Source organism: Rhizobium sp. BK376, assembly GCF_004341625.1.
Lineage (GTDB): Bacteria > Pseudomonadota > Alphaproteobacteria > Rhizobiales > Rhizobiaceae > Rhizobium.
In genome coordinates this window covers 1-12196 of the sequence record NZ_SLZG01000056.1, presented here as the reverse complement: position 1 = coordinate 12196, position 12196 = coordinate 1, and the positions used below count along the sequence as shown (strand labels likewise).

13 protein-coding genes and 2 pseudogenes are annotated in these 12196 nt (G+C 57.1%); 10 read left to right on the top strand and 5 right to left on the bottom strand.

Features of this window, described 5'->3' with window-relative positions; genetic code table 11:
* Nucleotides 1–788: cache domain-containing protein (locus tag EV561_RS35880; RefSeq protein WP_132528620.1), on the bottom strand; the 788-nt coding region annotated here is incomplete at its 3' end.
* Nucleotides 789–1318: 530 nt separating this feature from the next.
* On the opposite strand from EV561_RS35880, the gene EV561_RS37515 reads away from it, so the two are divergent.
* From EV561_RS37515 to EV561_RS35855, 6 genes are all read left to right on the top strand, one after another.
* Entirely contained in the window at nucleotides 1319–1486 is a 168-nt protein-coding gene (locus EV561_RS37515; protein ID WP_165928048.1) for a hypothetical protein, read from the top strand.
* Nucleotides 1487–1759: 273 nt separating this feature from the next.
* Complete coding sequence (locus tag EV561_RS35875) at nucleotides 1760–3253, top strand: DUF4173 domain-containing protein (protein WP_132528619.1); 1494 nt, start codon at nucleotides 1760–1762, stop codon at nucleotides 3251–3253.
* A 47-nt stretch (nucleotides 3254–3300) separates the two neighbouring features.
* The gene (locus tag EV561_RS35870) at nucleotides 3301–4005 is read left to right on the top strand and encodes a response regulator (protein ID WP_245513253.1); all 705 of its coding nucleotides are present in this window, start codon (nucleotides 3301–3303) and stop codon (nucleotides 4003–4005) included.
* Entirely contained in the window at nucleotides 4002–5012 is a 1011-nt protein-coding gene (locus EV561_RS35865; RefSeq protein ID WP_132528618.1) for a HAMP domain-containing sensor histidine kinase, read from the top strand. Before EV561_RS35870 ends, EV561_RS35865 begins: the two co-directional genes overlap by 4 nt.
* Nucleotides 5013–5406: 394 nt before the next feature.
* Entirely contained in the window at nucleotides 5407–5646 is a 240-nt protein-coding gene (locus tag EV561_RS35860; protein ID WP_132528617.1) for a 4-oxalocrotonate tautomerase family protein, read from the top strand.
* Between the two features lie 103 nt (nucleotides 5647–5749).
* On the top strand, nucleotides 5750–6811 hold the full coding sequence (locus EV561_RS35855; RefSeq protein WP_132528616.1) for a nitronate monooxygenase family protein: 1062 nt from the start codon (nucleotides 5750–5752) through the stop codon (nucleotides 6809–6811).
* Nucleotides 6812–6842: 31 nt separating this feature from the next.
* On the opposite strand, the gene EV561_RS35850 is transcribed toward EV561_RS35855, so the two are convergent.
* A complete protein-coding gene (locus tag EV561_RS35850; RefSeq protein ID WP_132528615.1) occupies nucleotides 6843–7070 on the bottom strand; it encodes a plasmid stabilization protein in 228 nt (75 codons plus the stop codon).
* A gap of 435 nt (nucleotides 7071–7505) precedes the next feature.
* Between EV561_RS35850 and EV561_RS35845 the strand changes: the two genes are divergently transcribed.
* The 3 genes and pseudogenes from EV561_RS35845 to EV561_RS38315 form a co-directional block, all read left to right on the top strand.
* Complete coding sequence (locus EV561_RS35845; RefSeq protein ID WP_132528614.1) at nucleotides 7506–8234, top strand: SDR family oxidoreductase; 729 nt, start codon at nucleotides 7506–7508, stop codon at nucleotides 8232–8234.
* A 3-nt stretch (nucleotides 8235–8237) separates the two neighbouring features.
* Nucleotides 8238–9899, top strand: coding sequence for a GMC family oxidoreductase N-terminal domain-containing protein (locus tag EV561_RS35840; protein ID WP_132528613.1), 1662 nt, complete (start codon nucleotides 8238–8240; stop codon nucleotides 9897–9899).
* 217 nt (nucleotides 9900–10116) lie between these two features.
* A pseudogene (locus tag EV561_RS38315) lies at nucleotides 10117–10314 on the top strand (hypothetical protein); the annotation flags it as partial.
* Nucleotides 10315–10425: 111 nt separating this feature from the next.
* Here EV561_RS38315 and EV561_RS35830 read toward each other — a convergent pair.
* The 3 genes from EV561_RS35830 to EV561_RS35820 form a co-directional block, all read right to left on the bottom strand.
* Nucleotides 10426–10719 (bottom strand): type II toxin-antitoxin system RelE/ParE family toxin, encoded by a 294-nt coding sequence (locus EV561_RS35830; protein ID WP_132528611.1) that lies wholly within the window; start codon nucleotides 10717–10719, stop codon nucleotides 10426–10428.
* Nucleotides 10716–10958, bottom strand: coding sequence for a type II toxin-antitoxin system ParD family antitoxin (locus EV561_RS35825; protein ID WP_132528610.1), 243 nt, complete (start codon nucleotides 10956–10958; stop codon nucleotides 10716–10718). Before EV561_RS35825 ends, EV561_RS35830 begins: the two co-directional genes overlap by 4 nt.
* Before the next feature lie 105 nt (nucleotides 10959–11063).
* On the bottom strand, nucleotides 11064–12014 hold the full coding sequence (locus EV561_RS35820; RefSeq protein ID WP_245513261.1) for a DUF4143 domain-containing protein: 951 nt from the start codon (nucleotides 12012–12014) through the stop codon (nucleotides 11064–11066).
* Between EV561_RS35820 and EV561_RS35815 the strand changes: the two are divergent.
* Nucleotides 11973–12104: pseudogene (locus EV561_RS35815) on the top strand (GSU2403 family nucleotidyltransferase fold protein); the annotation flags it as partial. The gene EV561_RS35820 and the pseudogene EV561_RS35815 sit on opposite strands and share 42 nt — an antisense overlap.
* Between the last annotated feature and the right edge of the window lie 92 nt (nucleotides 12105–12196).

Genomic DNA, 12196 nt, shown 5'->3' with positions numbered 1-12196 from the left:
GCGTGGCGTTCGCGCACCTTCTCCTGCAGCGACGCCGTCGCCTTGGCCATCTTGCCGATCTCGTTGCCCATCGACGTATGCGGGATGGCGATCTTCACATCTTCGTCGGCAACCGCCTTCAGGGCCTCATGCACGTCGGCCAAAGGCTTCGAGATGCCGCGGATCACGAAGAAGGCAAAACCCAATGCGATCAGGAAGACCACGATACCGATGCCTGTCACTGCAAGGATTGTATCATTGATCTTGGCATCCAGATCGTCGGTGTAGACGCCGGTCGCGACGACGACCCCCCAGGGCTCAAACGCGCGCGAGTAGACCGCCTTCTTGAAAACCTGGTCTTCAGGCATGCCCGGCTTGCCATAGTAGTATTCCGTGATGCCGCCGCCGGCCCGGCCCTTCGCCACGATGTCTTCGCGGAAAAGGTGGCCAGTCTTGTCCGGCTGCCCTTTCTGCGGAACGCCGATGAGCTTCGGATTGTAGTGGAAGATCGTCGTCACGTCGTAGTCAAGACCGAAGACGTAGCCGGCAGGTTCGAATTTCATGTTGGCGGCTGCCGCAAAAGCAGCTTTCTGTGCCTGTTCATGGCTCAGTTCGCCGGACTTTTCGCGGGTATAATAGGACTGAAGAATCGATATTGCAGACTCCACCTGCGTGCGCAGCATTCCGTAGCGCTCATCATAGATCGCATTGATGGAGCTATGGATCTGATAACAGGTAACTGTGATAAAAGCGGCCATCAGGACAGCCGTCACGCTGAGCAGCTGGCGAGAGATCTTGAGATTCTTCATCGTGCGATTCACTTTCTGGCGGCGGGAGTTCCGCGGCAAACCTCAGCTAAAAGGGGGAATGCGCTTCCTGCGCAGGCCAGGTGCCTGCATCGCACCGTTGCAACAGATTGAATCCTAAATAACTAAAAAGATATTTAATAGCTTTGGAAAGATGACCGGCCAGCGTTCGCAGCTTCGCATGAACCGGCGATATCACCGCCCATTGGCACGGACCATTTCGGCGCGACGCTCCGCTCTGATCGCCAGATGGAGTACCTCGCGAGGACGAATTGCGTTCAATCAGAATATCAAATTAACTTACCGATGCCGCTTGGACAGGGTCGCCGCCTATTGTCCAGGCGACCATGGTGAAAGACCTTCCAACTAGCCCCGCACAGGCCCCAGCCGCGCGGGGTTTCTTTTGCCTGTGGGCGGCGCCGGCCTAGGTCTGAAACGTCTCTGTGCGCCGTCGCGTAATCAACAACGGTCGCCTGTTGATAATTCCTCGATCTAAATATATTGCTCAACTAATATTTCGTGTGGAGGCGCTTGTGCCAGCGGCGGTATTCGCAGTTTCGACGGGTTTCACGATCTTTTTTCTCGTGCACTTCGAAGTGGACGAGAAATGGATCGCCTGGGGGCTGGTCGCATTGCTCGGCGCGACGGCGTGGGCCTTCCGCGACAGTCTCAAAGAATCAGGCAGTGACGGCGAAGACTGACTTCGCGTCGATGGATGCCGCGAAGGCATTGTCTCGGCTTCGCCGCGAAACCTGAATAACTCCTCATCGTCTGCACAAAATCTGCAATTCGGCCCGGCAGATTGTCGGCATGAAAAAACACAGCCAACAATCCGACCATCCCCGTCCCACACTACCATATCGTCTTCTCAACGAGGGCTGGTGGCTGGTGGACCCGCCCTTGGCGGACGGCATCGATCCTCAATCGTCTGCGAACAATATCGCTGCGGGACGGCAAACCCAGGAGAGCCAAGCGTGCAGTCTCAAATCCATCTGAGCACCCCTTTCCCGAACGCGTACGACAAAGGTCGAAGGATCGTTTGCCTCGGTCTTGTTGTGCTTGCGGACATCCTGTTCTATGGCAATTCGCTCGGTCTCAATCTCTTTTTCTTCGCAATTTCCGCCGCAACCGCATCCATGCTTTGGACCACCAAGCCGCTTAGAGCAGGGCCGCCGATAGAATTGCTCGGGCTGACTATCGTCGCGTCGCTGCCGCTCCTGGAAGCGCCGACGGCCGCAGCCATCGCACTCTCTGCCGGAGCCGTCATCTGCACTTCTCTTGCGGCAGCGAGGCTTTTCCCACGAAACTGGACCTCCCTGCCCTCTGTCCTCTTTCGGTTTGTGCTGGTGGTTCCACGTCAATTCGTCAGGGTGTTTCCCCAATTCTTCATCCTGCGGCTTGATCGCACGTCCGCGCTTCCGCTCGGCAAACGTCTCGCCGTCTGGATTCTTCCGATAACTCTTTCTGCAGCATTCCTCCTTCTCTTCAGGGCGGCCAATCCCGTGATCGAGGCCCTGTTGCAAGACATCGACTTCTCATTCTTGCTGCAACTTCTGGATCCCTGGCGCATCGCCTTCTGGATCGCCATTGGCGGGTCTGTCGGCGTACTGATGAAGCCGCGGCTTGCCCGACGAAGGGGTCGAGTTCCGAACTCCGGTCACACCGCCGGGAACCTAGTTGGATCGCTCTTCGATTATGGCTCGCTGGTTCGATCGCTTGCTATCTTCAATGTGTTGTTTGCTGTTCAGACCTCAATGGATATCGTGTATCTCTGGGGTGGCGCCGAACTTCCGGACGCAATGAGCCACGCCGAATATGCGCATCGAGGTGCCTATCCGCTGTTGGCAACGGCTTTGCTTGCGGCCGCCTTCGTTCTCATCGCCATGCGTCGGGACGGTCCTGGCGATCGCAGTCCGCTCATTCGAAACCTGGTCCTTGTCTGGATCGGCCAGAACGTGCTCCTCTGCGCATCATCGATCCTAAGGCTCGATCTTTACGTCGAGGCGTATTCCCTTACCTGGCTACGGGTCGCAGCCGGGATATGGATGGGCCTAGTGGCGGTGGGCCTCGTTCTGATCCTCCTAAGGATTGCATTCCGACGCTCGAACCGGTGGCTCATCGCCATGAACTTCATGATTTTGATCTTGGTCACCTATGTCGGGGCCTTCATCGATTTTCCCGCCTTCATCGCGCGTTTCAATGTCGAGCACTGTGCAGAGCTCAGCCAGGCGGGTGTTCCGTTGGACATCCAGTACTTGTCGACCCTCGGCCCCTCGGCAATTCCTGCGCTCGACACCTATCTTGCCGCGTCCTCGACCAGCGAATTCGGAAAGAGGCAATTTGCCAACCGGGTCCGGATGGAGCTTGCAACAGAGTTCAATGCGCGGACCGACGATTGGCGCAGTTGGAACTACCGCTGGGCCCGGATGGCGGCTTACCTTAATTCAACCATTCCGTTTGCAAGATGATGGAAGAGGGATATCACGGGCGGGATCGCAGATTTGAGGAACTGGCAGTGCACCGAATTCTTGTCGTCGATGACGAACCTCACATACGCGACGTGATCTCGTTTGCGCTGGAGCGGGCGGCGATGAAGGCGATAACGGTCGGGCGCGGAGCCGATGCGTTGACGGCTTTCCGAAGGGACGAGGTCGACCTCATCGTTTTGGATGTGGGTCTCCCTGATATCGACGGCCTGGAAATCTGTCGTCAGATCCGCAAGACATCCTCGCTGCCGATCCTGTTTTTGTCCGCACGGGACGAAGAGATCGATCGTATCCTGGGTCTCGAAATCGGTGGGGATGACTATGTCACGAAACCGTTCAGTCCCCGAGAACTGGTTGCACGCATCAAGACGATCCTGAAGCGTACTGGGAACACGTCTTCGGGCGACCTACGGGACGAGACATTGCGTGCGGGGGAGCTCCGTCTGGATAGAGCCGGACGAAGCATCGCTTTCAACGGCAAAGCGATCGCAGCAACCGCGATCGAATTCGCCATCGTCGAAACATTGCTCGCAAGGCCAAGCATGGTCTTCACACGCGACCAGCTCATGGAGGCTGCGTATGGCGCCGGCACCTATGTCGCCGACCGCACGATCGACAGTCATATCCGCAACATCAGAGCCAAGTTCACGTCCGCCGGAGCCCCGGAGATCATCACGACCGTTCATGGCGTTGGGTTCAGGCTCAGCAGCGATCTTGCGAGGGAGAAATCGTGAGTGCGCCTCGGGTCAAATCAAAATGGCGCCCGCCCATGGCGATGATTGCATCGGCCGTGCTCGTTGCGACCATGATTTTGCCGATCGCCATTATTGTCCTTGGATTTCACAGCGAAGAACCGCAGTTCTTCTGGACGCCGACAAAGATCGGTGCACTGTTCGTCGCACTGGGAGTAACGCTTTCCGTCGCATACGTGTTCAGTCGGAATATCACGGCCCCCATCAATGCGCTCGTCGCCCTAGCAGATGAGATAGCCCGCGGCCGGAAGAGAGATATTCGACCGCTTTCCAGCTATGGTTCAAGAGAGGTTGCGACGCTATCGCAGAGCTTTCTGGACCTGGCGACCAAGCTGGTGGATCGCAGCACTTATGTTCGCACCTTCGCAGCGCATGTCTCCCATGAATTGAAGTCCCCGTTGACGGCTATCCAAGGGGCAGCGGAGTTGCTGCGGGACGATCTCCACGAGCAGGTGATGACGAATGGTCAGCGCCAGCATTTCCTCGCCAATATCATCGCAGATACGGAACGGCTAAATACCCTGTTGCTGCGGCTGAGAGACCTCGCTCATGCCGAGGTCCCCGATTCCGTCGATCACTCGACCGTCGACGATATCGCGGCAGCCCTGAAAAAGCGCTTCCCGGAACTCGAGATCGTCGCCTCAGGTAAAACACATCTGCGCTTGGCCTTGCCTCTGGAAGCTGCAAACATCGTATTTGCAAATCTCGCAGAGAACGCCACGCAACACGGGGCAAGACGAGTCGATCTGGAGGCCTTCACCGAATCCGGCTCGGCAGTCATCATCGCGCGCGACAACGGTGGCGGTGTTTCCGAAGCCGACCGCGACCGTGTGTTTCAGCCGTTTTTCTCAACTCGCCGCAGTCGCGGGGGGACGGGAATGGGATTGGGTATCGTGCGGACGATCTTACTATCGCACGGGGGCGAGATAACCTTGCTGCAACCGCAAGACATCGGTGCGGCCTTCCGGATTGTTGTCCCTTTGGCCTAATCTTTCGCCGCGAAATGGATGAGACGGTGGAAAGAGATCCTGCCGCGGGCGGTTCGATTGCTGTGCGTTTTTTCTCAGCGATTGAGCGACAATTGCGAATTATCCTAACTATCGAACGGATTTAGGGTGGGTGGAACGCGAACCGGAAAGTATATCCGATGCCCCTATCCAAACTGAAATTGACGCTTGTCGGCGGACCGGCGGTGATGATCGAATCTCGGACCACTACCGCTAAAGCCAGGAACAACTGGCGAGCGTCTTCTTGCAGTCTAACATGGCCTCCCGGCTTCGGCGGTTCGAAAGATGAAAATCTGTCAGCTTCAAGATCGCAGCTTGACCAAGGCTGCTGCGTGCCAATGCGATTGTAACATCAGCACCCGGAAAGGAAACGCAAATGCCATACGTCAATATCAAGGTTACCAGGGAAGGCACCGCTCCTGGGGCATCGGCCACCACGCCCGAGCAGAAGAAGGCCCTCATCAAGGGGGTCAGCGACCTGCTTTTCGAAGTCATGGGCAAGCCGCACAATTCCACATTCGTCGTTATCGATGAGGTGGAGCTCGAGAATTGGGGCGTCGGTGGTGTGACGACGCCGGAATACCGAAAGCAGATGGCCGAAGCCAAGTCAAAGTGACAATATTTCCGGCGCATTGGCAGCCGGACGTTGGAATGTGACCGGCACCTCGACCCCTCAGGCCGGGGTGCTTCATATGCAAAACAGCAATGGAGTCTCGAGCATGGGTAATTGGCAAGACAAGCGCATCCTCGATCTGTTCGGCATCGAGCTGCCTATCATTCAGGCACCGATGGCCGGAGCAACGACGCCCGAAATGGTGATTGCCGCCAGCAATGCGGGCGGTCTCGGGTCGCTGCCGGGAGCGATGCTCTCGATCGATGCGATGAAGGCCGCGCTGGACCAGATCCGCAGCGCGACCAGCAAGCCGATCAACGTCAATTTCTTCTCTCACGTCGCGCCGGAACCCGACCCGGTTGGCCAGATGGCCTGGCGCTCAGCATTGGCGTCCTACTATGTCGAAATGGGTATCGATCCCGCAGATCCGGTTCCGTCTTCCAATCGCGCCCCATTCGACGACGCCTATTGCACCGTCGTTGAAGACTATCGGCCGGAAGTTGTGAGCTTCCATTTTGGCTTGCCTGACGCAGCCTTGTTTCAGCGGGTCAAGCGAACCGGTGCGAAGATCATCGCCTCAGCAACGACGGTCGCCGAGGCCAAATGGCTAAATGAGCGTGGCATCGATGCCGTCATTGCCATGGGCCAGGAAGCCGGCGGCCATCGCGGCAACTTTCTCTCCGATGACATGTCCACGCAGATTGGCACGATCGCCCTTGTTCCGCAGATTGTCGATGCCGTGTCCGTTCCTGTTGTCGCGGCCGGTGGTATTGCCGATCCTCGCGGCGTGCGGGCAGCTTTCGCACTCGGTGCATCGGCCGTTCAAATCGGGACCGCCTATCTGCTGACCCCTGAAGCCAAGATCAGCCAGTTTCACCGCAAGGCACTTCAGGCCTCCCAAGGCGATGACACGGCACTGACAAACCTCTTCACCGGCAGGCCGGCCCGCGGCATCTTCAATCGGCTGATGCGGGAAATCGGACCGATGTCTAATCTGGCACCGGCCTTTCCGACGGCGGGCGGCGCGCTTGCGCCGCTGCGTGCGCTCACCGAGAAAAACGCCAGATCCGACTTCAGCAACATGTGGTCGGGCCAGGCAGCAGGCCTTGCGCGTGAAATGTCGACGGCGGCGCTGACACGCTACCTCGTTGAAGCTGATCTCCCCTAAAAGCAGGTTCCGGAAGAAAGCTCGGCGGGCGTCAATCGCGATTTTTTTGCTGTAAGGCTTCAACGTCGCCGCTGGAAAGCTCGGCTTCCCTACCAATGGCCGCAATTAAAGAGCCGAGTTTCACGCGTTCAGACGGACGAACCGCGATCTCAATAATATCACGAATTTCGACCTCGGTGCTTCGGCCATGATGAGCTGCACGCACCCTTAAGGCACAATGTGTTTCATCCGAGAGATTGCGAATGGTGACCGCCGGCATTGCTAATCGCTCCCGTCAAATCGATCGCTTTGATATCAAGGCATGAGTATTGGAGGCACTTTTCAAGAAATTATTTTGCGAACGGCCTCTGGTGGCTTGATCTCGCGATGGCGGCGGAGGTAGCGCCCGGTGAGCAGACAAGGTCATGAATCTTTCCCGACCAAAATGCTCTCAAACGCGGAAGCTGATCGAGACCAGATTGGGTGATCGCTCCACATTCTGGTCTGCGCCCGGTGGTGAAATTCACAGGCACGTGGTGCACGGAGCGATGCCCGAGTTTTTCCAAGCGGTTGCATCGTGGACCCACGACGGTGGGTTTGATGCTTTGACCGTGAAGCTAATATCGGCGAAGCTTTTTATTGACGGGTAGAAGCAGCCTGCCTAGCATTCCCATCGGCGAGGGCTTTCCAAGATCCCGCCGATGTGGAGGAAATCTTGGGACAGAAACTTGAAGGCAAGGTCGCGCTCGTCACAGGCGCGAGCTCGGGTATCGGGCGCGCAACAGCATTGGCTCTGCGAGAAGAGGGCGCGAAGCTGGCACTTATCGGCCGCTCCGCAGAACGGCTTGAGGCAGTGGCCGACAAGGCGGGTGGTGATGTCATCGTGTTGCCGGCGGATCTTACTAGACCCGACGCCCTCCAAAACGCTGTCGATGCCGCAACTCAGCACTTCGGTCGTATCGACATTCTCCTGCCTAACGCCGGCCTCTACATCCCCGGCGACGTCGCAGAGGGTGAGCCAGATGCCTGGGACGAACTGATTTCAATCAATGTCAATTCGGTTTTTCGGCTGGTCCGCGCAGTGTTGCCTGGCATGATTGCCCACGGCGGCGGGCAGATCGTCGTGACCTCCTCGGTTGCGGGGCATCAGGCCATCCATTGGGAGCCGATCTATTCAGCATCCAAACATGCGATCCAGGCCTTCGTGCACGGATTGCGGCGGCAAACGATGTGGCACAATATCCGAGTTGGCTCGGTAGCGCCCGGCGTCGTGCTGAATGAGCTATGGGGCTACACCGATCCAATCGCCATCGACACGAAGGTTGCGTCGCGCGAGGGCCTGAGGTCCGAAGATGTCGCCGATGCGGTAATCTTTATGTTGACGAGGCCGGCAAATGTGACCATTCGCGATCTCGTGATCCTGCCGCAAATTCAGGATATCTGAGCCTTGCCCGAATTCGACTATATCATTGTCGGTGGGGGTGCCGCGGGCTGTGTGCTTGCAAATCGGCTAAGTGAAAATCCGGCTACACGTGTCTGTCTCGTCGAGGCAGGGGTGGATGGCAATGCGCGCAAGGCCATCGTCCGTATCCCCCTGGCCATGGTGACCTTTATGGCGCCGACGCTTGCCTTTCTTGGCGGCACGAAATTCATGTCCTGGTTCCAAACCGAACCCGAGCCCGGCCTGCAGGGGCGTTCACTAGCCTTGCCGCGCGGCAAGGGCACAGGGGGCTCGACGAACGTCAACGGTCAGATCTTCATTCGCGGCCAGCGCGAGGATTTCGACCATTGGCGCGACCGCGGCAATCCGGGCTGGGGCTACGACGACCTGCTTCCTTATTTTCGCAAGCTCGAGCGCTTCGATATTCTGGCCGAGCCGGGATCGGCCCGCCACATACGTTTCGGCGACAAGCCTCTCGAAGGGCAGATCGATCCGGCCTATCACGGTTTAGGCGGGCCGCTGAACATCGCTCCACTGCGGAGCGTCAATCCTATGGCAGAGGTCTTCCTTGAAGCTGCGCAGCAGGCCGGTCACCCGCTCAATGCCGATTTCAACGGCGCGCGCCAGAACGGAGTTGGCCTCTATACTTTTACTCAGAAGAATGGTGAGCGGGTTACCTCCGAAGGAGCCTATCTCGATCCGGTACGGCATCGACAGAATCTCATTGTGATGAGCGAGACCGAGGTTACGCGCATTGTGTTTGCGGCGCGAAAGGCGACCGGTATCGCCTTCCGGCGGAATGGCGAGCAAGGTGTCGTGGGCGGTCGCGAAGTCATCCTCTCAGCAGGCTCTTTCGTTTCGCCGCATCTGCTGATGTTGTCGGGTATCGGCAACGCCAAAGAGCTCTCACGCCATGGCATTCCCCTCGTCGCGCACCTTCCGGGAGTGGGCGAGAATCTTCAGGATCACCTCGACGTCACGATAGAATATCGGGCGAGATCTATAGCACCTTACGGCGTCTCCTGGCGAGCGGCGCCGCGCAATGCCGGCCACGTGTTCAATTGGGTATTCAACAAGCGCGGGCTTTTTTCATCGACCACCGGCGAAGGCGGCGCGTTTATCTCCACCGATCCTTCAAGCGATCGGCCCGATATTCAGCTCTTCTTCTGCACCGGTCGCGCCAACACGCAGGCTGCGTCAGGCTTTACCGGTCATGGCTTTCTTATGCACGTCTGCCAGCTTCGACCGGGTAGCATCGGCCGCGTGGCCTTGAATAGCGCCGATCCTGGCGAAAAGCCGGCGATCCTCTACAACTTCTTTCGCGGCGACAGTACAATGGAAACGCTGCGCAAAGGAATCCGGCTGGCACGGAACATCACCGCTCAGGCGCCTTTCGCGCCGCATCTCGACACAGAGATCGACCCGGGGCCGGACATCGAAAGCGACGGCGCGCTTGATGCCTTCATCCGCGAGCGCGTCGGCACGCTTTTTCATCCCGTTGGGACCTGCGCCATGGGACGCGGCGAGCGATCGGTTGTCGATCCTGTGACCATGCGGGTACATGGAGTGCAGGGCCTGCGCGTAGTCGACGCCTCATCATGCCGAGCATCGTTTCGGCCAACACCGTTGCGGCAACTTATTGTCTGGCTGAAAAGGCAGCCGACCTAATCCTTGCCGCTGACGATGACGGTGTCGCGGCCTAGAGAGTGCCCTCCCAACCACACAAAGATATGAACGCCTCACATCAATATCGAAATGTCACTTCATATCAACCGTGCTACCAATCCGCTGACGTCGAACTCCGGCCTTGTATTGCACCAAGGGGATCAGATGCGAATTGTTGTGTATGGGATCGGCGCGATCGGTGGCACCGTAGCTGCCAGGCCGAGCCGGCTTGAGCGACCTGAAGCGCTGCTGGGTTATGGTCGACGAATACAATTACGATATCGCCGAGCGGTCGTAGTACATCGAGCCCGACGAAAACGTTCTCGGCCGTTTCAGCAAGGCGTTCATGATGAAGATCGCGGCGTCGTTCGATGAAGCTTCCAGAAAGTCGGGACGCCGGATCAACCGAATGGATTGATATGCACGACAAGAAGTTGGTAAGCGGGCGCGGTTGCTCTGAGTAGATTTGTCACCTTGAGTAGAATCGAACCAATGGCGTGCCAAAAAACAGACGTTCGTCCGGCGTGCGCTATGCTGAATCGCTCACCCAATCTTCATGCCCGTGCCGGATGCGTATAACGAAAACACTCTCATCGTCGGCTATCCGATAAACGATCAGATGCGCTTTGAAGGGATGAATTCTGACCGGCGGCTCAATTTCAACTCTTTCGCGTGCAATACGCGGATTATTGGCTAGCAAATCCAGTACAACAAAAAGATCATTGTGGTAACGACGCGCCTGCTCGGCGCCGAACATACGCACACCTTGCTCGGCAATCGCGATGATGTCTTCTTCCGCCTCGACAGAAAGCCTATAGCTCATGTTCTATTAGAACGAGCTTCAGCCTCAGCGAACAGCTCATCCTTCGATCGGGTTCCAACCCCGCTCTGGAGCCCGGCGTCAACGAAGCTTTGCATGGCGGCGATCTTGTCATTCCGAGCCTGGTCACGTCTGATCAAATCGCGCACGTAGTCACTAGCATTGGAATATCTTCCCGTCTTAGCCTGTGCCTCAACCCAGTCTTTCATCCGATCCGGTAGGGATACATTCATCGTTGCCATTGGCGGACTCCATTCAATGAATGACTATAGAATCTTTTGGCAAAGATTGTCAAAAGCCTTAGCTTCGCTCTTGAAGAGACTCGAACTTAATTCCTGCCGCTTACCTTAATCGCCCCAGAGACAAGATAGCGGTATCGCCGCAAGATTGTCGCCAAATGGCAGGATCTTGTCGCCGTCGTATAGCACCCAGCCCGCCTTGAAGGCGCGCCCAGTGGCCACGGCTAATTTGCGTAAGCCTTTGAAATCTGCTGCGATCACCGTTGCCGCGGCCTTGACTTCAAGTGCAACCATATTCCCAGCTTCGTCTTCGAGAACGATATCTACTTCGTCCTGATCCTTATCCCGATAGTGATGGCAGGTTGATTGGACTTCGCTCCAGGTCGCAAGCCGGAGGATTTCGCCGGCGACAAACGTCTCGAGCAATGAACCGAATAACCCTCGGTCACGTGAAATTCGATCAATTGTCAATCCGACAAGCGCAGCTAAGAGACCGCTATCGAGAAACAGGAGCTTTGGTGTCTTAACGAGACGCTTCAACGGATTTCGATACCAGGGCTCGATGCGACGAACGAGGAACAACTGTTCAAATAGTCCAATGTAACGCCGGGCGGTCTTGTCATCGATGCCGACCTGGCCGGCCAATTGGGTGAAATTGAGCAACTGTCCGGAATGATGCGCGAGCGCCCGAAGAAGCTGCGGCATTTGATCCAGGCGTTCGACGTCGGCAATTTCGCGCACATCTCGTTCAACGATAGCGCGTATGTATTCTCTAGCCCATGCGGATCGACGGCGGGGATCGCCACGACCCACCATCTCAGGATATCCGCCGATGAGCACCCGCTCGATCAGGGCGTTTCCGACCATTGGATTACGAGGGACTATAACCGTTCCAGCAAAAGCGGAATCGAGGAAGTTCGACTGGTTGCGCCGAATTTCGGATTGAGCTAGAGGCAACAAGGTAACGACCTCCATCCGTCCTGCCAAACTGTCGGAAATCGTCGGGAGTGCGAGAATGATTACCTGATCTACGAGCCTGTCCGTACGGTGCTTCTCCACCGCGAAGGTGCGAACGTGCTCGTTCCTGCCCCCGAGCGGTATGCCGTCCATAAGCTGACCGTGTCCTCAAGAAGGCTCACAGACACGCTAGTACCAGGCCACAGAGATTATGACTCTTTGACAGGGTAAGCTTTGCGGAGTTTTTGGCGGGCATTTTCGGTTGTGAACATCCATTGGATCTT

Excerpts from the sequence above, each read along its gene's own strand:
- EV561_RS35860 (WP_132528617.1), top strand. The coding sequence starts at position 5,407 with ATGCCATACGTCAATATCAAGGTTACCAGGGAAGGCACCGCTCCTGGG.
- EV561_RS35855 (WP_132528616.1), top strand. The coding sequence starts at position 5,750 with ATGGGTAATTGGCAAGACAAGCGCATCCTCGATCTGTTCGGCATCGAG.
- EV561_RS35850 (WP_132528615.1), bottom strand. The coding sequence starts at position 7,070 with ATGCCGGCGGTCACCATTCGCAATCTCTCGGATGAAACACATTGTGCC.
- EV561_RS35830 (WP_132528611.1), bottom strand. The coding sequence starts at position 10,719 with ATGAGCTATAGGCTTTCTGTCGAGGCGGAAGAAGACATCATCGCGATT.
- EV561_RS35825 (WP_132528610.1), bottom strand. The coding sequence starts at position 10,958 with ATGGCAACGATGAATGTATCCCTACCGGATCGGATGAAAGACTGGGTT.